This is a genomic window from Blautia faecicola, assembly GCF_004123145.1.
In the GTDB taxonomy this organism is placed as follows: Bacteria; Bacillota; Clostridia; order Lachnospirales; family Lachnospiraceae; genus Oliverpabstia; species Oliverpabstia faecicola.
The window spans coordinates 2,033,177-2,056,164 of sequence record NZ_SDKC01000001.1 but is presented as its reverse complement, the minus strand read 5'-3'; the positions used below and the strand labels follow the sequence as shown (position 1 = coordinate 2,056,164).

16 protein-coding genes are annotated in these 22,988 nt (G+C 48.3%); 13 read left to right on the top strand and 3 right to left on the bottom strand.

Features of this window, described 5'->3' with window-relative positions; genetic code table 11:
• Positions 1 to 15: 15 nt before the first annotated feature.
• Positions 16 to 1,053, bottom strand: coding sequence for a M14 family zinc carboxypeptidase (locus ETP43_RS09185; RefSeq protein ID WP_129257843.1), 1,038 nt, complete (start codon positions 1,051 to 1,053; stop codon positions 16 to 18).
• Positions 1,054 to 1,189: 136 nt separating this feature from the next.
• On the opposite strand from ETP43_RS09185, the gene ETP43_RS09180 reads away from it, so the two are divergent.
• From ETP43_RS09180 to glmS, 7 genes are all read left to right on the top strand, one after another.
• A complete protein-coding gene (locus ETP43_RS09180) occupies positions 1,190 to 2,140 on the top strand; it encodes an AAA family ATPase (protein ID WP_129257842.1) in 951 nt (316 codons plus the stop codon).
• A gap of 17 nt (positions 2,141 to 2,157) precedes the next feature.
• A complete protein-coding gene (locus tag ETP43_RS09175; RefSeq protein ID WP_129257841.1) occupies positions 2,158 to 4,014 on the top strand; it encodes a vWA domain-containing protein in 1,857 nt (618 codons plus the stop codon).
• Between the two features lie 191 nt (positions 4,015 to 4,205).
• Positions 4,206 to 5,957, top strand: coding sequence for a phosphotransferase (locus tag ETP43_RS09170; RefSeq protein WP_129257840.1), 1,752 nt, complete (start codon positions 4,206 to 4,208; stop codon positions 5,955 to 5,957).
• Positions 5,958 to 5,985: 28 nt separating this feature from the next.
• Complete coding sequence (locus ETP43_RS09165; protein WP_129257839.1) at positions 5,986 to 6,708, top strand: NTP transferase domain-containing protein; 723 nt, start codon at positions 5,986 to 5,988, stop codon at positions 6,706 to 6,708.
• Positions 6,709 to 6,715: 7 nt separating this feature from the next.
• Complete coding sequence (locus tag ETP43_RS09160) at positions 6,716 to 8,257, top strand: BCCT family transporter (protein ID WP_129257838.1); 1,542 nt, start codon at positions 6,716 to 6,718, stop codon at positions 8,255 to 8,257.
• A gap of 168 nt (positions 8,258 to 8,425) precedes the next feature.
• Positions 8,426 to 9,814, top strand: a complete 1,389-nt coding sequence (gene glmM / locus ETP43_RS09155) for a phosphoglucosamine mutase (protein WP_129257837.1) — start codon at positions 8,426 to 8,428, stop codon at positions 9,812 to 9,814.
• A 47-nt stretch (positions 9,815 to 9,861) separates the two neighbouring features.
• Positions 9,862 to 11,700: a glutamine--fructose-6-phosphate transaminase (isomerizing) gene (gene glmS / locus ETP43_RS09150; RefSeq protein ID WP_129257836.1), complete on the top strand. Its 1,839-nt coding sequence runs from the start codon at positions 9,862 to 9,864 to the stop codon at positions 11,698 to 11,700.
• Between the two features lie 189 nt (positions 11,701 to 11,889).
• Here glmS and ETP43_RS09145 read toward each other — a convergent pair whose 3' ends face one another.
• Complete coding sequence (locus ETP43_RS09145; protein ID WP_243114244.1) at positions 11,890 to 13,401, bottom strand: ComEC/Rec2 family competence protein; 1,512 nt, start codon at positions 13,399 to 13,401, stop codon at positions 11,890 to 11,892.
• A gap of 216 nt (positions 13,402 to 13,617) precedes the next feature.
• On the opposite strand from ETP43_RS09145, the gene ETP43_RS17070 reads away from it, so the two are divergent.
• The 5 genes from ETP43_RS17070 (at position 13,618) to ETP43_RS09125 (ending at position 20,412) form a co-directional block, all read left to right on the top strand.
• Positions 13,618 to 13,770, top strand: coding sequence for a hypothetical protein (locus tag ETP43_RS17070; protein WP_164979669.1), 153 nt, complete (start codon positions 13,618 to 13,620; stop codon positions 13,768 to 13,770).
• A 70-nt stretch (positions 13,771 to 13,840) separates the two neighbouring features.
• Complete coding sequence (locus ETP43_RS09140) at positions 13,841 to 15,592, top strand: putative bifunctional diguanylate cyclase/phosphodiesterase (RefSeq protein ID WP_129257835.1); 1,752 nt, start codon at positions 13,841 to 13,843, stop codon at positions 15,590 to 15,592.
• Positions 15,589 to 17,934, top strand: coding sequence for a LuxR C-terminal-related transcriptional regulator (locus tag ETP43_RS09135; RefSeq protein ID WP_129257834.1), 2,346 nt, complete (start codon positions 15,589 to 15,591; stop codon positions 17,932 to 17,934). Before ETP43_RS09140 ends, ETP43_RS09135 begins: the two co-directional genes overlap by 4 nt.
• A gap of 186 nt (positions 17,935 to 18,120) precedes the next feature.
• Positions 18,121 to 18,861 (top strand): peptidylprolyl isomerase, encoded by a 741-nt coding sequence (locus ETP43_RS09130; protein ID WP_022399910.1) that lies wholly within the window; start codon positions 18,121 to 18,123, stop codon positions 18,859 to 18,861.
• A gap of 108 nt (positions 18,862 to 18,969) precedes the next feature.
• On the top strand, positions 18,970 to 20,412 hold the full coding sequence (locus ETP43_RS09125) for a L,D-transpeptidase family protein (protein WP_129257833.1): 1,443 nt from the start codon (positions 18,970 to 18,972) through the stop codon (positions 20,410 to 20,412).
• A gap of 174 nt (positions 20,413 to 20,586) precedes the next feature.
• Here ETP43_RS09125 and fliB read toward each other — a convergent pair whose 3' ends face one another.
• Positions 20,587 to 21,744 carry a flagellin lysine-N-methylase gene (gene fliB, locus ETP43_RS09120; RefSeq protein ID WP_129257832.1) on the bottom strand — a complete coding sequence of 386 codons (1,158 nt, stop codon included), beginning with the start codon at positions 21,742 to 21,744 and terminating at the stop codon, positions 20,587 to 20,589.
• Positions 21,745 to 21,908: 164 nt separating this feature from the next.
• On the opposite strand from fliB, the gene ETP43_RS09115 reads away from it, so the two are divergent.
• On the top strand, positions 21,909 to 22,874 hold the full coding sequence (locus tag ETP43_RS09115; RefSeq protein WP_129257831.1) for a diacylglycerol/lipid kinase family protein: 966 nt from the start codon (positions 21,909 to 21,911) through the stop codon (positions 22,872 to 22,874).
• The last annotated feature ends 114 nt before the right edge of the window (positions 22,875 to 22,988 follow it).

Genomic DNA, 22,988 nt, shown 5'->3' with positions numbered 1-22,988 from the left:
TGGTTCAAAAGTATTTCAGCGAATTTTCAGCGTTTCTTCCCACACAAACTGATTCTCCGCCCAGATTGTTGCAAACTGTTCCGCAGGCACAGGGCTGTCCTGAAGTCCGACTTCGATGGTCAGGCTGGGGATCCCCTGATTCTGAATTGCCCAGTCTTTGTAGCCTGCGGGATCGAGGGACTGATAATCAGCATCGAGCGGATAACCGGTTGTTGCTGCGATGGTGTTGGCGAACGAGAGCGTCTGGTCATACAGATCCCCCTCCTGCCCGAAATACCAGTAGATCACATCTCCCTGGGTGTGATAGCTGATCGTGCGGGTAAACTGCTGTTGTAACGTAAGTTGAATCAAGGCAGCACTCTCGATTTCGCATCCGGGAGCTGTTCCCTTGTAATGGTCGGAGGAGGGATGTCCGGCAGGATCTGCATAACTGTCCCACAAAGCATCGAAATTCCGGTTCAGATCCACACCGTTTGCATTGGCTTTCCAGCGTTTCAGATAAGTGCTGTCAGCAAGAGAAGCCCCATCCAGCTGTGCAATCTGGCTCAGATTCTCCCGGACGGCATCCGTCTGTACGCCATCGAGTCCCAGCTGACTGATGGAGATCCCATCCGGATTCACCATACAGATCACATGGATCGCCGTATCCCGAAGCAGATCTTCATAGGAAATATCCCCATAAGAATCCCCGTTTGACAGATGTTCAAGAAAAGATACCGTCTGCTTCATAACCAGCTGACAGGTGATGTATTCCCGCGCATGGATGCCTCCATTGATCAGTATTTTCCTGGAAGCTTCTTTGTCCCCGATGACAAAATGAAGAATCTGCCGTCCATCCACAGTTTCTCCAAGACTGTCTGCAGAAAAAACAGAAGCATAGCGGGACTTTAAAATATCAGTATCAGACACCAGATTTTCATAGGTATAAACAGCTGGATCCTGGTCAATGATCAATGTTTTATGCTCCTTCCAATAAAAGAAACCGAAAAATATCAGTAAGATAGCTGCAAGAAAAACTGCAGGAATCGTCAGGCGAATCTGTTTTTTTTCCATAAATTTACCTCTTATAAAACAGTCTATGCAAATATCTTATCATGAAAGGCGTGTATTCACAACAGAATTAAATTTACAAAAAACAGATTTGTGATATGATAATTACAGCAATCAGAAAGAAAGGAAGTAACCAATCGTGTTTGATATCATAGAGCATCTGCAGATCCGACCAGAATTAAAACAATCGATTCTCTCTTTCCGGGAACAATATCTGGTGGAGGAGCAGCTTCAGTCCAGAATACCTGTTCCGGACAATATTTATTATGGAACGGATATCTGGGAAAAAGCAGTGACGGCGCTTCTTTGCGGAAAAAATATCCTGCTGGTGGGACATAAAGCGACCGGAAAAAATATTTTCGCGGAAAATCTTGCCGCTGTGTTTGGGCGTCCCCGCTGGGATGTCTCTTTCCATGTCAATATGGACGCGGCATCTCTGATCGGTATGGATACCTTTAAGAATCAGGAGGTAGTTTTCCGACCGGGTCCTATCTGCTGTGCAGCGCAAAATGGTGGATTTGCCGTGCTGGATGAGATCAATATGGCAAAAAGTGAAGCGCTGGCAGTACTTCATGGCACGCTTGATTTTCGAAGAAGTATCGATGTGCCGGGATATGAACGGATCGAACTTCATCCGGCGACCCGGTTTATCGCAACGATGAATTACGGCTATGCGGGAACCAAAGAACTGAATGAAGCGCTGGTATCCCGGTTTGTGGTGATCCAGATGCCGATGATCTCACAGGAGCATCTGATCTTATTATTACAGGATCATTATCCGACTTTGAAAACCGACGGGGCAAGAGAACTGGCAGCTGTTTATCTGGATCTTCAGAAAAAATGTGAAAATGCACAGATTTCCTCCCGTGCGATGGATCTTCGCGGCCTTCTGGATGGCGTGGCACTGATGGAAAAGGGGCTGGATGTACTGGATGCCCTGGATATGGGAATCACCAACAAAACTTTTGATTCGTATGAACAGACACTGATTCAGGATACGATTCGTGGAAGAATCTCGAAAAAACTGAAACCGGAGGATCTGTTTGAAAAAAACGGACAGGCAGCAGATGACAGAAAAAACAGGAGATAGAACAGAAGGACAGAAACATGGAACAACAGGAGATGCAGGAAGAACGGAGAGCGAGAAATTTTGTGTGGGCAGCGGCAGGTCACTACGGTCTGGAGCCGCTGTTTCTTGCCTATGCACCTGACGGAACGGCAGATATGTATTTAAACATGATCATCGGACTCAGTTATAAGTGGTATGATGCTGAAAAGCTGGAAACATTTTTTCATATGCTCGGTGGCAGGCAGGAAGAACTGTATCAGGGAATGTTGTGGATCGGTCTGGAACAGGCATTATACGAAAAAGAGAAAATACACCGTCCGGTGCTTGCCGAGCTTCGTCAGGAATACGCGCAGGAAAACCTGGCAAGATATCGTGTCCTGAAAGAGTATGAACTGATCGATCAGCTGCGAAACGGTCACTGCGCGGAGATTCTCGGAAAGTCCTCCGGTTTATCCGGACGGACAGAAGAACTGCTCCGGGAACTGACCTTTACCGGGGAGATGGGCATCGAACAGATCCTTGCGAAGATGAAAGAAATTCTATGGAAATATTTTTCCTATGAACCGAAAATGATAAAAAAAGAACGGGGAACCTATTTTCTACAAAAGCTGCTTCCGGCGTTTCATTCGATTGGAAAGATGCATGCGACCTATGTGAAGACAAAACGATATGACGATCTGTCATGGGAAGAGTCGGGAAATGGCGGAACGATGGAAAAAGCCAGACATTATCTGTTGCAGTTTTCCCGCCAGGGAGATGAAGAAAAAGACCGGGCATATATCGAGGGATGTTTTGGCGCAAATATTTATACACCGAGGGAACAGAAACTGCTCGAAGACGAGGTGTGTACGGAAAATCATAAAAACAGTCATCTGTATATCACACGGGGATATCCGATGGAAGAGCCGGTGACACAGACAGGGAGCAATACAACCGTAAGGCATCAGGAAGAAAGTACGGAGAGAGAGGCGACAGATCGCGGCAAAACAGCGAGCCACACAGCAGAGGATATCGGTCAGGTTTTCGGATCTGGCGCGATAAATAAAAGAGAGTCCCGGGAGATCCGGGAATTTCGTGAAAACAGCAGACGGCAGGCAGAAAAAAACCGACAGCATTACGAGAAAAACCGGACAGTATATGAGAACAGTATCCGCAGAATGACAGAAAAACTCCGTCTGGAACTGGACGCCCGGATGGACGATGTTCCGGTGCAGGCAAGACAGGGAAATATCCGGGCCAGCCAGGTCTGGCGTGCACTGTATCTGGAAGATCCTCGGGTATTTGAAAAAAGAGAAGAAGTCTCTGATGCAGGATTTTCGGTGGATATTCTGATCGATGCCTCCTCTTCCAGAAAAAACAGTCAGGAACAGATCGCGGCGCAGGCATATATTCTCGCAAAAAGTCTGGATCTTTGCGGGATCCCGCTACAGGTGTATTCCTATTGCAGTATTCGAGGTTATACCGTTTTGCGGCTGTTTCAGTCCTATGGGGAAAACAGAAAAGCAGAAGAAGTATTTTCCTATGTGGCAGCGGGAAATAACCGCGACGGACTGGCACTTCGCGGGGCGGGACATCTGATGGCACAGAGTGAACAGGAAAAGAAACTGCTTCTGGTACTCACAGACGGCAGCCCGCAGGATGACCAGATCGCCGCAGAGGGCGCATTTTACAAAAACAGGGAATACACAGACCAGATTGCCGTGGAAGACACCACCGAACAGGTGCAGCAGCTGAAACGGAGAAACATTCAGGTCGTTGGTATCTTCATGGGAACCGAACGCGGACTCCAGACCGCCCACCGGATCTTCGGCAGAGATTTTGTACGAATCCAGAATATCCAGCAGTTTGCAGAGGTTGTGGGAAAAATTTTGCAGGAGAAGATCCGTGAGATGTAATTTGCACGAGCAACGAGTCGAAACCTTGACGACTGCAGCGATAACCCAAATTGGTCCATGAAAAAGAAAATATTTGACAAATGCTTTTTACTGTGTTAAAGTAAATCAAAAGTAATCTATACCCGGTTTTCCAGGGGAAGACCGGGTTATTTAAAAACTATTTGTTCACAAAAGGAGAAAAAACGCTGTATATGAACAAGCAAGAAAGCGATATCATGAAAATATTATTACGGGAACCTTTTAGCAATCAGCGGATCCTGGCAGAGAGTTCGGGACATTCGCTGGGGGTGGTGAACCGTTCGGTGAAAGAACTGGTGGTGCAGGAGTATCTGGATGAGCAATTGCAGCCAACCGAAAAAGCGAAAAAAGAATTCCGGGCGTGTTCCCCGCAAAGGGCGATCATCCTTGCGGCAGGATTTGGGATGCGGATGGTTCCAATCAATACGGAAGTTCCCAAAGGCCTGCTGGAAGTCAACAAAGAGCCTCTGATCGAACGTCAGATCCGCCAGCTTCACGAAGCGGGGATCCGGGAAATCTATGTGGTGGTCGGATTTATGAAAGAGCGATATGAATATCTGATCGATGAGTTCGGGGTGGAACTGGTGGTGAATGCGGAATACATGACAAAAAATAATCTACATTCCGTATATCTGGTAAGAAACCATCTGAAAAATGCCTATATCATTCCCTGTGATATCTGGTGCGACCAGAATCCCTTCGATGCATACGAGTCCTACTCCTGGTACATGGTCAGCGATCTCGTGGAAAATGAAAGTTCTGTCCGCGTCAACCGAAAAATGGAATTGGTCACGGTGCAGGAAGGAAACGGCGGCAATGCAATGATCGGAATCTGTTATCTGACTGGCGAAGAGGCCGCTACCGCTGCAGAAAACATCGAGAAACTCAGCAGAGATTTCCGGTATGACGGTGCTTTCTGGGAAGAAGCATTATACCGAAAAGATAAAATGATCGTTGCAGCTAAGGTGGTGCACAGTTCCGATGTAGTGGAAATCAACACTTATGAACAGTTGCGGGAACTTGACAGCCATTCCAACCAGCTCAAAACCGATGCCATCCAGGTGATCTGTCAGGCACTCGATGTAAGACAGGATGAAATTACCGATATCACCGTGCTGAAAAAAGGAATGACGAACCGATCCTTCTTATTTAGCAGCAAAGGGAAAAAATACATTATGCGTATCCCGGGCGAGGGAACGGAGCAGCTGATCGACCGCAAAAAAGAGGCAGCAGTTTATCGTACCATTGACGGAAAGAAGATCTGCGATGACATCGCCTATATCAATCCGGAAAATGGCTATAAGATCACAGAATTTCTGGAAGGCGCAAGAGTCTGCGATCCGGAAAATCCGGACGATGTGGCAAAATGCATGAAGCGGCTACGCCGGTTTCATGAGATGAAACTACAGGTGGAGCATACTTTTGATATCTTCGGTCAGATAGAATTTTATGAAACGTTATGGAACGGTACACCGTCGGATTACCGGGATTATCAGAAAACAAAAGCGCATGTGCTGGAGCTACGCCCGTATATCGAACAGTGGAGTGGAGAAAAAGTGCTGACGCATATCGATGCAGTGCCGGACAATTTTCTGTTTACACAAAAAAACGGAGAAGAAGAGATCCGCCTGATCGACTGGGAGTACGCCGGGATGCAGGATCCGCACGTGGATATCGCGATGTTTGCCATTTATGCGATGTATGGAAGGAAACAGGTGGATGCGTTGATCGATGTGTATTTTCCGGAAGGATGTAAAAGAGAGATCCGGATCAAGATATACTGTTATATTGCGGCATGCGGACTTTTGTGGAGCAACTGGTGCGAGTATAAGAAAAGCCTTGGCGTAGAGTTTGGTGAGTATTCGCTGCGGCAGTACCGGTATGCGAAAGAATACTATAAGATCGTGCAGGAAGAACTGGAATAAAAACAGACAGAGCAAAGGAGTGCAAAAAATGAACAGAGCAGAACGGGCAATTATTATGGCAGCGGGTCTCGGCAACCGGATGCGGCCGGTCACGCTGACCACACCGAAACCGCTGGTGAAAGTAAATGGTGTGCGGATGATCGATACCGTGATCCGGGGACTTCATGACAACGGGATTACGAAAATCTACATCGTAGTCGGTTATCTGAAAGAACAGTTTTACACACTGGAAAAGGAATATCCGGGCGTGACGATCATAGAAAATCCTTATTATGACACCTGCAACAACATTTCCTCCCTGTATGTAGCGCGGGATCATATCGAAAATGCGATGATCCTGGACGGAGATCAGATCGTGTATAACAAAACGATCCTTTCCCCGGAGTTCGAACGATCCGGTTATAACAGTATCTGGACGGACGAAGAGACGGATGAGTGGCTGCAGACGGTAGAAGACGGAATCGTCGTTTCCTGCTGCAGAACCGGAGGAAAGGGTGGCTGGCAGCTGTACAGCATTTCCCGGTGGAGCAAAGAGGATGGAAAACGGCTGAAACATCACCTGGAAGTGGAATTTGAAGAAAAGCAAAACAGACAAATCTACTGGGATGATGTGGCGATGTTCTGTTATCCGAAAGAATACAAGCTTGGCATCCGACCGATGAATCCAGGCGATCTGATCGAGGTGGACAACCTGGAAGAGTTGATCGCTCTGGATGACAGCTACCGCAGTTACCTCACCGAAAAGGAGTAAAATAGTGATGAATAAAAAGAAAACAAATACAAAAGGAACAATTGACTGGATGATCACACTGGTTCCGCTGGGAATCGTGATCGCGCTGTGTATCCTGTTTTTCCTTCTTCCGGAACAGTCCAATGCAATCCTGAGCCAGATCCGCTTTTTCTTCGGAGACACCTTCGGCACGTATTATCTGGTGATCGGACTTGGGATTTTCCTGCTGTCTCTGTATATCGCGGGATCAAAATACGGAGATATTGTACTCGGTGAAAAAGGAGAGAAGCCAAAATATTCGTTCTTTTCCTGGGGCGCGATGATGTTTACCTGCGGTCTGGCAGCCGATATTTTATTTTACTCTTTCTCGGAATGGGTATTATATGCAACCGATCCGCATCTGGAGGAAATGGGAAGCATCCAGGAGTGGGCTGGTGTCTATCCGCTGTTCCACTGGAGCTTTATCCCGTGGGGATTTTATCTGGTACTGGCGGTGGCATTTGGTTTCATGCTCCATGTGCGAAAAAGAAACCGCCAGAAATACTCCGAAGCCTGCCGCCCGATTCTTGGAAAATATACGGATGGTTGGGCAGGAAGAATCATTGATCTGCTGGCAGTATTTGCCCTGCTTGCGGGAACGGCGACAACCTTCAGTGTGGCAACACCGCTGATGGCAACGATCATTGGGGAACTGTTCCACATTACAGTGAGCCGGACAGTCATCAATGTAATTATTCTGCTGATAACATGTGCTGTATATACATATTCTCTGCTGCATGGATTTAAGGGAATCAGCCGACTGGCAAATATCTGTATTTACCTGTTTTTCGGTCTGCTGGCGGTTGTACTCCTTTTTGGAGGAGAAACCCGATATATCATTGAGACAGGGCTGACCTCGCTGGGAACGATGATTCAGAATTTTATCGGACTGTCCACCTACACGGATCCGCTGAGAACCTCAAACTTCCCGCAGACCTGGACGATCTATTACTGGGCATACTGGATGGTGTGGTGTGTGGCAGCTCCATTCTTCATCGGAAGCATCTCCCGCGGCAGAACCGTCCGCCAGACGATCCTCGGCGGATATGTCTTCGGCGTGGGATCCACCCTGGTAAGCTTCATCATTCTCGGAAACTATTCCATGGGAATGCAGGTAACCGGAAAGGCAGATTTTATCGCACAGTACCTGAAAGACGGCGACCTCTATGGAATGATCGTCTCCATGATCAAAACCTTGCCGTGCGCGCCGGTCATCATGGTAGTCGTACTTCTGACGATGATTGCTTTCTACGCAACCTCCTTCGACTCCATCGCCCTGACAGCCTCCTGCTACAGTTACCGCAAACTCGAAGAAGGCGAACAGCCCCACCGGGGAATCCAGCTGATGTGGTGTCTCCTGCTGATCGCCCTCCCCATCGCTCTCCTCTTCGCAGAAAGTTCAATGAGCAACCTGCAAAGCGTAAGCATCGTAGCCGCCTTCCCGATCGGAGTAGTAATTCTGCTGATCGCAGGGAGCTTTTTAAAGGATGCGAAGAAATATATAAATGAAGAAAAGAAAGATTTGAACTGACTTCATTAAGAAAAATGTGAAAGTACTTGCAACATTCCCCCATTTGTACTATGATAGAACCATTGGATCTCCAAAAAATTCAATAAAATCATGAAAGTAACCGACAAACACACGAAAACAGACGCTGCCCTGTGCAGCCGAAACGTGAATACGAAGGGAAAAGGGAAAATGGGTAAATATTTTGGAACGGATGGTTTCCGTGGGGAAGCCAATGAAAACTTAACTGCAGACCACGCATATAAGATCGGTCGTTTCCTTGGCTGGTATTATGGAGAACTGAAACGCAGAAACGGGGATGACACTCCGGCGAGAATCGTCATCGGAAAAGATACCCGGCGTTCCAGCTATATGTTTGAGTATACACTGGTAGGTGGTCTGGTGGCTTCCGGGGCAGATGCGTATCTGCTTCATGTAACGACGACCCCATCCGTTGCCTATGTGGCAAGAACCGATAATTTTGACTGCGGAATCATGATCTCCGCGAGCCATAACCCATATTATGATAATGGGATCAAACTGATCAATGGAAACGGAGAGAAGATGGAAGAAGAAACCATCGCTCTCGTAGAGGATTACCTGGACGGAAAAGTGGAAGTATTCGGTGAGACTTACGAAGAAGTGCCGTACGCACACAAAAACCGGATCGGATGTACCGTGGACTATGTAGCAGGAAGAAACCGCTATGTCGGTTATCTGATCTCACTTGGCATGTATTCGTTCAAAGGGAAAAAAGTCGGTCTGGACTGTGCCAACGGAAGTTCCTGGAACATTGCCAAAACAGTATTTGATGCACTCGGAGCTAAAACCTATGTGATCAACGCCCAGCCGGACGGAACCAACATCAACAACAACGCCGGATCCACCCACATCGAAGGACTGCAGAAATATGTAGTGGAAAACGGACTGGATGTAGGATTTGCCTACGACGGAGATGCTGACCGCTGCCTGTGCGTCGATGAAAAAGGCAATCTGGTGGACGGAGATGCGATCCTCTATATTTATGGAAAATACATGAAAGAGAGAGGAAAACTTCTGACCAACACCGTAGTAACTACCGTCATGTCAAACTTCGGACTCTACAAAGCGTTCGATGAACTTGGCATCGGCTATGCGAAGACTGCGGTAGGAGATAAATATGTATACGAATATATGAACCAGAACGGCTGCCGGATCGGCGGGGAACAGTCCGGTCATATTATTTTCTCAAAATACGCTTCCACCGGAGACGGTATCCTCACCAGTCTGAAAATGATGGAAGTCATGATGGCAAAAAAAGCAAAGATGAGCCAGCTGACCGAAGGCTTAAGCATTTATCCGCAGGTGCTGGAAAATGTAAGAGTGCTGGATAAGACAGCCGCACAGGAAGACCCGGATGTGAAAGCAGCCGTGAAAGCGGTAGAAGAGGCACTGGGAGATACCGGACGCATCCTGGTACGCGAGTCCGGTACAGAACCACTGCTCCGTGTTATGGTGGAAGCCGAGACCGAGGAATGCTGCCGGAAATACGTTGACCAGGTAGTCAGCGTAGTAAAAGCCAAAGGTCACGTAGTCGGCTGACACAGACAAATAAAACGATGCAAACGATCTGAGAGGAGAAAAATAATATGTGTGGAATCGTAGGATATACCGGAATGCACAGCGCAGCCCCGGTTTTACTGGACGGACTGTCAAAACTGGAATATCGCGGATATGACTCTGCCGGAATAGCCGTCCGGGACGGAGAAAACCGGTCAGAAGTGATCAAAGCCAAAGGCCGGCTGAAAAAACTGGTGGAAAAAACAAACGGTGGCGACTCTGTACCGGGAACCTGTGGCATCGGCCATACCCGATGGGCAACGCACGGTGAGCCGTCTGAAAATAACGCCCACCCACATATGAGCGACGATGGCAATGTCGTAGCGGTTCATAACGGTATCATCGAAAACTATCAGGAATTAAAAGACAAACTGATCCGCAAAGGATATACCTTCTATTCTGAAACTGATACCGAAGTAGCAGTCAAACTGGTGGATTACTACTATAAAAAATACGAGGGCACACCGGTAGATGCGCTGACCCATGCCATGGTCCGTATCCGCGGATCCTATGCGCTGGCGATCATGTTCAAGGAGTACCCAGAAGAGATTTATGTGGCAAGAAAAGACAGCCCGATGATCCTCGGTGTGGAAAATGGGGAGTCCTATATCGCTTCCGATGTTCCGGCAATCTTAAAATACACACGAAATGTCTATTATATCGGCAATCTGGAGATGGCGCGCGTCAGAAAAGGAGAAATTACATTCTTTAATCTGGATGGTGATGAAGTGGAAAAGCAGCCGAAAGTCATCGAATGGGATGCGGAGGCAGCCGAGAAGGCAGGCTTTGAACACTTTATGATAAAAGAAATCCATGAACAGCCGAAAGCCGTAGCAGATACACTGAATTCTGTTCTGCATGACGGCATGATCGATCTGAATGATGTGGGACTCTCGGAAGAAGAGATCCGTAACATCAGCCAGATCTATATCGTGGCATGCGGATCCGCCTATCATGTAGGCATGGCAGCCCAGTATGTGCTCGAAGACCTTGCAAGAATCCCGGTTCGTGTGGAACTGGCGTCCGAATTCCGCTACCGGAAACCGCTGTTAGATAAAAATGGTCTTGCCATCATCATCAGTCAGTCCGGTGAGACTGCAGACAGTCTTGCCGCACTGCGGGAGGCAAAAGCAAAGGGTGTCCGCACCTTGGGAATCGTCAATGTTATCGGATCCTCCATCGCCAGAGAAGCGGATAATGTCTTCTACACTCTGGCAGGTCCGGAAATCTCTGTGGCGACCACAAAAGCCTACAGCACCCAGCTGATCGCTTCCTATCTGCTGGCGATTCAGTTTGCAAAAGTAAGGGAAGAGATCACACAGGAACAGTATGACGGTATGATCGCAGAATTACAGACACTTCCTGAGAAGATCCAGAAGATCATTGATGACAAAGAACGTCTCCAGTGGTTTGCATCCAAACAGGTCAACGCGAAAGACATTTTCTTTATCGGTCGAGGCATCGACTATGCGATCAGCATGGAAGGCAGCCTGAAAATGAAAGAAATCAGCTATATTCACTCCGAGGCATACGCCGCAGGAGAACTGAAACACGGAACGATCTCTCTGATCGAAGACGGTACGCTGGTGATCGGATGCCTGACGCAGCCGAACCTGTATGAAAAAACCGTCAGCAATATGGTGGAATGTAAGAGCCGTGGTGCTTATCTGATGGGACTGACAACGTACGGCAATTATAATATTGAAGATACTGCAGATTTCGTCACCTACATTCCGAAAACAGATCCGCATTTTGCCACCTCACTGGCAGTGGTTCCGCTGCAGCTGATGGGTTATTATGCATCTGTGGCAAAAGGTCTGGATGTCGACAAGCCGAGAAACCTGGCAAAGAGCGTGACGGTAGAATAAGCTGGGATGCGAAAAGGGGAGAAAATTCATCCGAGCGTACAATAAGGGGAAAGGGTAAATTCCAGGCGGTTCACGGAACCAACCGCTGATAGACAGGAACATAAAAACAGCCATGAAACAAAATATCTTATCATAAAAAAGATTTTTGTTTTATGGCTGTTTTTTACAGATGCATGCAAATATCAGGTATTACCCAAAACACTTCTTACAAGGCTCATATCCCCGGCTTTCCGCCTCCGACCGGCTGATTTCACTTGCCTTGCTCGGGTCAGTCCGTCCGCAGTTATTTTTATTATGATACTTGGAACCCGTAGCCGTGATCCATACCATTTCTTCATTGGAAGTGGAAGAAGTATCCTGTGGGGCCTCCGTCACCTGCGGGGTGGCTGTGATCTGGATGGAGCTGCCTGCGCTGGCGTCAGCCGCCTTGCTTTTCGAGGAAGATTTTCCGCTCTTGCCGGTGTTTGTACCGGAAGAACTGCTGTTCTCTGTCTCCGCTTTCTGCGTCTGCGTGCCCTGATCTTCTTTTTCACCCGGCGTATAGTCATTGCATGGTTCCTGATTCCAGGTGATCGTCGTTCCGTCGCTGACGGCAACAATCGTTCCCTGCTCATCGGTACGATACACCTGAATATCCATAGATTCCAGCTTGTCCATCACATCCTTCGCCGGATGTCCGTACTGGTTATCCTTTCCACAGCTGATCACCGCATATTCCGGAACGGTCGCCTGAAGGAAATCCCAGCTGGTAGCTGTGGCAGAACCGTGATGTCCCGGAACCAGCACATCACAGGAAAGATCAATGCCGGATGCACACATCGCCGCTTCACTGGTACTTTCCGCATCTCCGGTGAAAATAAAGGAATTTTCTCCGTTGGTCAGTTTGATGGCTACCGAGTTTTTATTGCTGTCATCCGGATCGATCGTTGCCGGAGCCAGAATCTGAAAACTTCCGGTTCCGAAAGAAAATTCCGTTCCAACCGCCGGATGCTGCATCGTAAGTCCCTGATCCGCAACTGCCTGGATAAACGACTGATACAGCTTGCTGTCATGTTCATAATCGCTGGAGATTACATTTTTTACATCGAAAGCACTCAGGCATCCGATCAGCCCCGCCATATGGTCGCTGTCATAATGCGAAGAAATCAGATAATCGATCGTGGTAACATTCTGCTTTTGCAGATAGGAAACTACAAAACTTGAAGTGCTTTTGTCTCCGCCGTCATAGATCATCGTCTGTCCGCCGGACTGCACCAGGATACTCAACCCCTGTCCGACATCCAGAAAATGCACTTTCATCTCCCCGGCTTCTTTCGTCGGTTCCGGCGTTGGCGTTTCCGTCTCTTCCGGTGTCGGCGCAGCCGTCGGAGTTTCGGTCGGTGTGGCTTCCGGTGTATCGGTCACGCTGCTGTCTGTAGCATCCGTCTCATCGGTCACAACGATCGTCCGCGACTGCACCGAACTTGCCGGAACAAACGGTGTCGCAGCAATAAAGAACAGAAGCGGCACCAGAAAAGGAATCCATCGGGCAAACGACATCCGTTTACCGAGCAGTTTCCAGACAAATGGAAAAATAAAGATTCCGGCAAATGTGATCAGCAGTCCGAACGGAACAGAAGCCGACAGATTCCCCAGTCCGCCGATGATCAGAAAGACCCCGAAAATATACCGGAGAATGTTAAAAATCTTTGCGTTTTTCATACAAATCCTCCCTTACAAAATCATCATTTTTATTCTACTATGCTTATACGAAAAGGTCAAAACAATAATCGTCATCATTGCCTGACAGCACCCCGAAAAACAGGATAGAATACACATGCCTGTTTGCGGACTTCCTGAACAGTCTGACTGTGACATTCTTTATCAATTCCCTGTAAGAGAGCAGGAAACAAATTATAACAGAGGAGAATAACATCCATGTTTTGGAAAAGGAAAAAAGCAAATCATCGTGAATATAAAATAGAAAGCGAAAATCTCGCAATCCCGGAGATCCATATGCGGCGCCGCAGAAATAATAAAAACCGGTCGAAAAAAGAGGGAAGAAAAAGGCAAGACTATCCGATTGGATAGTTCCTTTTCCTTCTCTCTTTTGTTATAATTATACAAAAGGTGAAAACTATAGAAGGAATGTGGAATATATATGGAAAAAGAAAGAATCAGACACAGAGAAAAAAGCTTTCTGACCGGAAAAAAACGAATGGAAAAATTAAAAGTGCTGATGAAATATGCCGGTATTTCCGTCTTTGAATATTTCCCGGATGCCGACCGGCTGGTACTGTATGACGAACAGCTGAAAGAAGAGCGCCGGATGCAGCCATTTCTTGGACGACTCGAAGAACTGTGTACCGTTTATCCGGAGAACAGAGAAAAACTGCGTGGATTTCTGACAGGGAACATCCAGGGAACCGTAGAACTGAAAATGCTGGAAAACGGTCATTATCGGATGGTCCTCCTGGATGCACTGCAACAGGAGGAAGATGATCCGTCGATCATCGGCTGCGCCAGAGATATTACGGAGATCCGAAAAAGAGAAGAGCTTCTCGAAGACCAGGCGCGGAGAGATTCCATGACCGGACTGTACAACCACGATACCGGAAAACGGCTGGTGAACGACTATCTGATGGAAAAACGGGCAGAGCAGCCCTGCGGACTCCTGATGATGGATGTGGACCGCTTTAAAAATGTCAATGATGTCTACGGTCATCTGTTCGGCGATGAGGTGCTGACCGGATTTGCCCGTTTTTTACAGAGTTTCTTTCGAAAAGAGGACATCCTGATCCGCACCGGCGGCGATGAATTTGCCGTATTCTTAAAAGAGATTAACCGGGAAGTGCTGGAAAAGAAAGTCGGGGATCTGGTGAAAAAAGTGGGAGAACTGACCTTTTCGAAGAAGGAATTTTCGATGACCTGCAGCGTGGGTGTCTGCTTTTTGCCGGGTGGCGCCGGAGCGTACAGCTATGAACAGCTTCTCGAACACGCAGATCTCGCTCTGTACCGCGCTAAGATCGCCGGAAGAAACCAGTATGCCGTAGGAGAAAAACTGGTGCCGCTGCAGAAGGGCGAAAAAGGCGAGACGGCAGTGAAACTGCTGATGGATGAAACCATGGAAAAGAGAGAATTCGAGATCTATTTTCAGCCGAAAATATCGCTTCATAATTATAAGATCGCAGGTGCGGAGGCACTGGTGCGCTGGCGCAGACCGGACGGGATCGTGGTAAAACCAGAACATTTCCTTCCGTTTTATGAAAAAAACGGGAAAATCACGGAACTGGACTATTATGTATTTGAACAGGTAGCGGTCTTTCTCGAAAAAACAAAAAGAAGCGGAATCGTTCCCGGTCCGGTATCGGTCAATGTATCTGCACTGCACGCGGAAGATCCGCAGACCACACAGCGCTATCTGGAGATCCTGCAAAAACACGGGGTTGATCCGTCGATGATCCAGATGGAACTGAAGGAAACCGATACGATCCGGTATGAAAATATCCGGAACCTGTTACACTCCTTCCAGCAGGCAGGCTTCCAGACGGCACTTGATAACTTTGGCGTCGGTTCTTCATTCCTCAATCTGGTCGGGGAAGTCCCGTTAAATGACGTGAAACTGGGACGGGGATTTATAGAAAAATGCGAAAAAGACCATCGCGGAACTGCGTTCTTAAAACAGCTGATCGAGATGCTCAAGAGCTTGGGATTTCAGGTGGTCTGTGAGGGCGTGGAATCGGCACGGCAGGTGGAAGTGTTAAAAAATGCGGGCTGTGACCTGGTGCAGGGAAACTGGTTTTCGATGCCGCTCAACACAAAAGAATTCGAAAACATGCTGTCTCTCCCGGGAGAACTGCGCTGCCGTTGCAGAGAATATACAGAATATACAGCAGGAGGGAAAACAGAATGAACGGAGAAGTCTATTTATGGCCGTCAGCCGCAGAGAAAAAACTGCGCACGGCATATCAGACCGAACTTCCGGCATACCTGTACGGCGTTACCGGCGTGGGAAAAACTTCTCTGATCGAACATTTTCTGAACAGGAAACCATACCAGTATTTTTCGGCGCTGAACACCACACCGGAAGATCTGGATACCGGAAAAATCAGTGCGCCGACCGTGGTACTGGATGACCTCTACACCATCGCGGATATCCGGCTGAAAGACGCGTATTTTCAGAAGATTCAGGAACTGATGGAACGAAAAGACCTGTGGGTGGTTCTGATCTCCCGCGCCCCGTTTCCGGCATGGCTGCTGTCTCTGCGGATGAAATATTCGTTTGTGATCATTCAGGAAGAGGACTTCTGCCTGACCAGAGAACAGCAGGATGAATATCTGGAACAATATGGACTGCAGGCGTCGGATGAGCAGCTGGCGAGAGCATGGGCGGTAGGCAGAGGCAATCCGATGGCCCTGCGCGTCTATGTGATGGAAAACGGTGATCTGGAAGCGACGATGCGGACCGTCTGGACATATCTGGAGAGTCATGTATACGATCAGTGGGATACGGAACTGCAGGATTTCTTTATGGATGTGTCGATCGTAAAAGAGTTCACGGTAGATCTCGCGGCGATGATCACCGGGAACAAACATGTGGAACATATGTTGGCGCAGGGTATGGAAACTGGTAACTTTTTTGAGAAAATGGGAGAAAAAGACGGGATCTGGCGCTGTAAAGACCCGATGCGCTGGTCGATGGAGCAGCGATTGCACAAAAAACGCTCCTCGGAACAGATCCGCCGCCTGTATTATAACGCCGGTCTGTACTATGAACTGGAGGGTGATCTTCCGAAAGCCCTGGAAATGTATAAAATATATGATGATACAGAAAGCATCTCCCGCCTTCTGGTGGCAAATGCCAGAAAAAATGCAGCCAGCGGCAATTACTACGAACTGCGGAAATACTATCTGGAGCTTCCGGAGGAGATCATCCGGGAAAATCCGGTTCTGATGATGGGAATGAGCCTGCTGCAGTCGATCCTGATGAATGTGGAGGAGAGCGAGCGGTGGTATCACGAACTGGAAGAATACCAGAAACGGGCAGAAGGAAGCGAGGCGCGGGAAGCCAGAGGACGGCTGATCACGCTGGATATCTCCCTCCCACACCGCGGCATCACCGGAATGACGGATCTGCTGCGGGCGGCAGGTGTGCTGCTTACGGACCGGAAAGTATGCATCCCGGAACTTTCCGTGACCAGTAATCTGCCATCGATGATGAATGGTGGTAAAGATTTCTGCGAGTGGAGCCGAAGAGATAAAGAACTGGCGGGAAGTATCGGAAAAGTCGTAGAATTTGTTCTCGGAAAATATGGGAAGGGTCTGGTTCCGCTGGCGCTTGCCGAGAGTTTTCAGGAAAAAGGGCAGGATGATTACGAAGTCATGGCACTGATCCAGAAAGGTCGCATGCAGGCGGACAGCGGCGGCAAGATTGAACAGGTCTTTGTGGCAAATGGTCTGCTCTGCCGGATGTACCTGATCCGTCAGGATCTCGAAGAGGCGATCCATGTGATGACAACGTTCCGGGAGCGGTGTGAAAAAGAAGCACCGCGGCTGTTGGACAATATCGATGCCTTTTTATGCCGGCTGCATCTGTACCGGGGAGATACGGCGGAGATATTGGCGTGGATGGATACGGCACCGGATGAAAACCGTGAATTTTACATCCTCGAACGGTTCCGGTATCTGACGAAAGCGCGTGTCTACCTGCAACAGGGCAAATACGAAGCAGCCTGCAATCTGCTGCAACAGCTGCTATACTATGCCAGAGAAATGAAACGAACCTATATTTATATAGAAAGTACGCTGCTTCTGGCTGTGACCTGTTACCGGATGGAGCGGGAAGCGTGGACGTCGCTTTTGCAGGAAGCTGTGAGCGAAGCAGAATCGTATCATTTTGTCCGTGTCCTGACAAAAGAAGCCGGTCTGTGGCTGCCGCTGTTAAAAAAAGGTACGAAAGAGATCCGGTGGAAAGATTCTGGATTTCGCAGGCAGGTACTCGAAGAAGGAAAACGGATGGCACAGATGTATCCCGGTTATCTGCGAACCAAAGCAGAAGGGGAAGTCACACTTTCTGATACCGCTCTGAAGATCCTGCGGATGCAGGCGGAAGGCGATTCGATGAACAAGATCGCCGGACAGCTTGGACTTGCCGAAGTGACGGTAAAATACCACTGTCGGGAGACCTACCGGAAACTTGGTGTGAATGGCAAGGCAGCAGCGGTCAACGAGGCGAGAAAACGAAAACTGATCTGAAACAGCAGTGTGGAATATGCAAGGATACCGGCGCGTACCCTTGCATATTTTATGCTTTTCTTTTATAATAAAACCTACGCGACCATGGTACGGGAGACAGCCGCTATACCGGTATCCCGTGGCAAAATACCTCGCAGGATCCGGTCAGAGCAGACAGCGGATCCGGAAAACAAAGGAGAAATTATTATGGCACAGAACGTACTGGCAGTGGTAGCCGGACACGAGATCACCGAAGAAGAACTGCAGGCATTTATCGGACATCTGCCGAAAGAACAGCAGGCATATGCAGCCAATCCGCAGTTCAAAGAACACTGCAAAGAGCAGCTGATCACCTTCCACGCACTGGCAAAATGCGGTGAGGACGAAAAACTGGAGGAAACTGAAGAATTCAAAAAAGGAATGGAAAGCGCAAGACAGGATATCCTGGTACAGATGGTGTTAAAAGAAACCATCGAGAGTGTAAGTGTATCCGATGACGAAGTAAAAGACTACTTCGAACAGAACAAAGCACAGTTTGTAAAGGGTGCTACCGTAAGTGCAAAACACATCCTGACCGATTCCGAAGAAAAATGTGCAGCTATTCTGGAAACAATCGTAAACGGCGAAAAGACCTTTGAAGAGGCAGCGAGAGAATCTTCCACCTGCCCGTCCGGCGCACAGGGCGGAGACCTGGGCGAGTTCGGAAAAGGTCAGATGGTAAAAGAATTCGAAGACGCAGCCTTCAATGCAGAACCGGGACATGTCGTAGGACCGGTAAAAACACAGTTTGGCTATCACCTGATCAAAGTAGAGAAGAAAAACGAAGCCAAAGAAGCAGGATTCGATGAAGTGAAAGATCCGATCCGCACAGAGCTCCTGAAAAGAAAACAGGATCAGGCATATCTGGCGAAAGTCAAAGAACTGAAAGAAAAATACGTGCAGAAATAATTCGAAAATTGTTAGAACTTTATCATTTCTTTTTCATAAAAATATTGTATAATAAACTATATTTGACAGCTAATGTCGAAATGACAGAAAAAAGGCAGGGAAAAACAAATGAAAAGTAAGAAAAAGACAAAAAAAGTATACATGATCCTGCTGATCGTCTGCCTGGTGATTATGGTGGGACTGGTTGCAGGACTGTTTGGGTATGCACACCATATGGGAACAAAAACCATGGGGAGCAGGATAAAAATCTTCGGAGAGGATGTATCCGGACTTACCGTGGAGGAGACGGCGAAGAAACTGGCAGATGATTTTCAGAAGATCCCCGTGACATTTCAGGAAAACGGAGAGACGGATTATCAGACGACACTCGGCGATCTCGGTTACAGCATCGACGAGACACAGCTGAAAAAAGATCTGAAAACTCTGAGAGACAAACGCTGGAAAGAAGACGGTTACTTCCCGAAACAGGCAGATCTTACCGTAACGTATCAGGTGAACCGGGACGATGAGACATTTTCTGCAGCGCTGACAGAAGAACATTTTCAGCTCTCCACGGAACGTGTGGATGCGACGGATGCCTATGTGGCATATGACGGTGAACAGAACGCCTATGTGATCGTTCCCGAGGTGGTCGGCAATCATATGGATCAGGCAGCCGTCGAGACCTATGTGGAAGAACAGATCCGTTCACAGGTTGCGACAGACTATCCGAAAACAGGACTTGAGATAGAGATTCCTTCAGATGTTTATCTGAAAGTGGCTGTTACGCAGGATTCTCAGGAATTACAGGAAAAAGCAGCAGCGTTAAATACCTCCCTGCAAAAATACCAGGGTGTTTCCATAACCTACACCTTCGGAAACGAGACACAGGTGCTGGATAACGCGACGATCTGTTCCTGGCTGGTGATCTCGGATGACAGCGTGTCGATCGATACCGCCCAGGCACAGGAATACATCAAGAATCTTGCGACAAAATACAACACGATCTACAAACCGCGTTCTTTCACCACCACAGGCGGTGAGACAATCACGATCGAAGGCAACGAATACGGTTACCGCGTGGATCAGGACGGCGAACTCGCCCAGCTTCTGACGGATATCGACGGCGGGGCAGCAGTGACAAGAGAACCGGTATACAGCAAATCCGGCTATTCCAGAAACGGAACGGATGATCTGAACGGAAGTTACATAGAAGTCAGCCTGGATCAGCAGCATCTGTGGCTGTACAAAAACGGGGTGCTGGTGACGGAAACCGATATTATCAGCGGACTTCCGGTCGATGGAAGGGAAACATACCGGGGTGCATGGCCGATCGCCTACAAAGCAAGCCCGTTTACTCTGAGCAGTGATGTTTACGGCTATGATACGGCCGTCACTTACTGGATGCCTTTCGTCTACGGACAGGGACTCCATGATGCCAGCTGGCAGACCAACTTCGGCGGGGATACCTATAAAACCAAAGGAAGCCACGGCTGCATCAACCTGCCGCCGGATCAGGCGAAGATCATCTATGAGACGATCGACAAAGGCTATCCGATTCTGCTGTATTAATAACAGATAAAGGATCCGGGCGTTTGTTCCAGGGTCTGCATATAAAAAACAGGAAGTGTGAACTGTCCCAAATTATGGCACAGTCTCCACTTCCTGTTTTTTATATGCAATCATTCGGACATAGCACAGATGAACGAATGAATACGTTTCCAAAATACTTATACTGCGTTCAAATCAGATCTCACACAGCGTCAGCAGATGTTCCAGAGAAAATACTTCCTCGTGCTCCAGCAGTTCCTCCAGTGTATTCAGATTCTGATCCGAATGTTCCAGTTCCCGGGAGAACCGGTAGCTGACAGAGACCAGATCTTCGAACGCCAGCGCCTCTTGTCTTTCCACAAACAGCCCAAGTACCAGTTCCTCGATAAAAAGAGTGCAGAGCACCGCCATCTTTCCCTTGGCAAAGATCCGTTCATCGTACACCGCCCCGCAAAAATACGTGTACAGCCAGTACACCATCAGCTGTTCTTTCTGCACCTGCCATTCCGGGAAAGTCTCCTGAAACGCAAGCAGCAGCTTCCGGTACGAGGTTTCCTCCGGACAGGCATGATACAGATCGGTAAGCGTCTGTCTGAGAAATCCCGTCCAGCTTGGGGAGAGCACTTCCAGTTTCGGAACGACTGTCTTCCAGATCTGCTTCATCAGATCCGTCCGGTCCACATCCAGAAAACAGCGATCGGAGATCTTCTCCAGAAAAGCAGAAGAGAAGCCGGAGCGCTCATGCCGTGCACGGATCGTCTCCCAGGAAAATAATTCCTGTTTTGCTACCGCGAGCTGAAAATCATGTGTACAGACCAATAGCTTAGCCACCCGATCCCGTACCGGAACACTTCGATCCTGAAGCACAGCGAGCAGGTAGTCTCTCGTATCCATCAGCGCGCTGAAAAGAAAATAGTCAAAATCATCGTAGGTCTCCTCAGCCGTCTCTTTTTCAAAAGTCCGGAAAGCCACCGGATCTGTCTGCGAGAGAATGATCCGCGCCGCCTCTGGACAGGAGAGTGACAACGAGATCTCCCGCATCCCCTCAAATTCCTCGATATGACGCGGATATCTGCGGCAGGTATCACAGAGCATCCCGGATCCCGCCTCGATATACATATCACAGAGATTTTCTTCATTTAAAAAGGCACACCGATGCCCGTACTGGCGGAACGCATGCTCCTCCCAGTCGATGTCATTGTGCAGCCGGTTTCGGAAAGTACCCTGGAACCGGCGGTATTTTTTCAGGCTTCTGTCATCAATCATGATCTGCCACCCGGCACAACAGGTATCCGGACAGGCATCCGCGATGCAGGAGAAGGCTTTATAATAGGAAGGAAAAGTAACTTGCATAATCAATAATAAACTCCTTTGTTTTCAATAAAAGATACTCCGTTGACCATTGTAGCACAGATTTCTCGAAAAGGGAAACGGGTTCTCGTTGTAAAAAATCATATCCTGATGTACAATAGAAATATTGAGCAACCGCAATTCGGAATATACAGAAAGAGAACATCATGAACAAGATACAGATTATCGTAAATAACGGCGCCGGTACCGGAAGTGCCGTACCGGTCTGGAAAGAAACAAAAGAATACTTACAGGAAAAAGAAATCCCATACAACGCCTATCTGACCCGCTACGAAAAACACGCAATGAAACTGGCAGGACAGATCTGTGAAAAATTTCCGGAGGGACCGATCTACCTGCTGGTAGTAGGAGGGGACGGAACCATCAACGAAGTCCTGAACGGAATCCCCGACTTTGACCGCGTCCGCCTCGGCGTGATCCCGACCGGCTCCGGCAACGATTTCGCCAGAAACCTGGGAATCCTCCGAAACACCAGAGGCAATCTTGCAGAAATCGTCTCCTGCATCGAACAGGAACAAAACGGAGAAGCCCTGCAGCGGATCGATCTCGGCGAAGTAAGCTGGGAAGACTGTACAAAACCAAGAATCTTCGGTATCAGCGCCGGTGCTGGACTGGATTCGATCGTGTGTAAGAAAGCGCTCCATTCCACTCTGAAAAAAGTCCTGAACCGGTTCCATCTGGGAAAACTGACCTACCTGATGCTGACCGTACAGACCTTATTTTCCATGAAAACCTTCCGGGCAACCGTGACCGTGGACGGAGAGACAGAAACCTGCCAGAACATGATCTTCGCCGCAGCCATGAACCTGCGCGCAGAGGGTGGCGGTGTTCCGATGGCACCGGACAGCACCCCATACGACGGAAACATCTCCCTCAGCAGCGCCTCCGGCATCCCGAAATGGAAAACGTTCTTCCTGCTCCCGCTCCTCGCACTGGGAAAACAGGGCGGGATCAAAGGCTTTGACGTCAAAGACGGCGCAGAGATCACCCTGGAACTGGATCAGTCGGTGGTGGTTCATGCGGATGGAGAGTATTGTGGGGATGTGCGGTACATAAAATTCTGTTGCCGCAGGGATACGCTGTGGCTGCTGCATCCACGCAGGGAAAAATGAGCCGGAAATTTTGCTTAAGAAAGTGTTAAGGAATTTATTAAAAAAGTATAAAATATATATTGACGAAAGATGACGGTCAAGGTAGAATTATTATAAATGTGTAGAAGTATATAT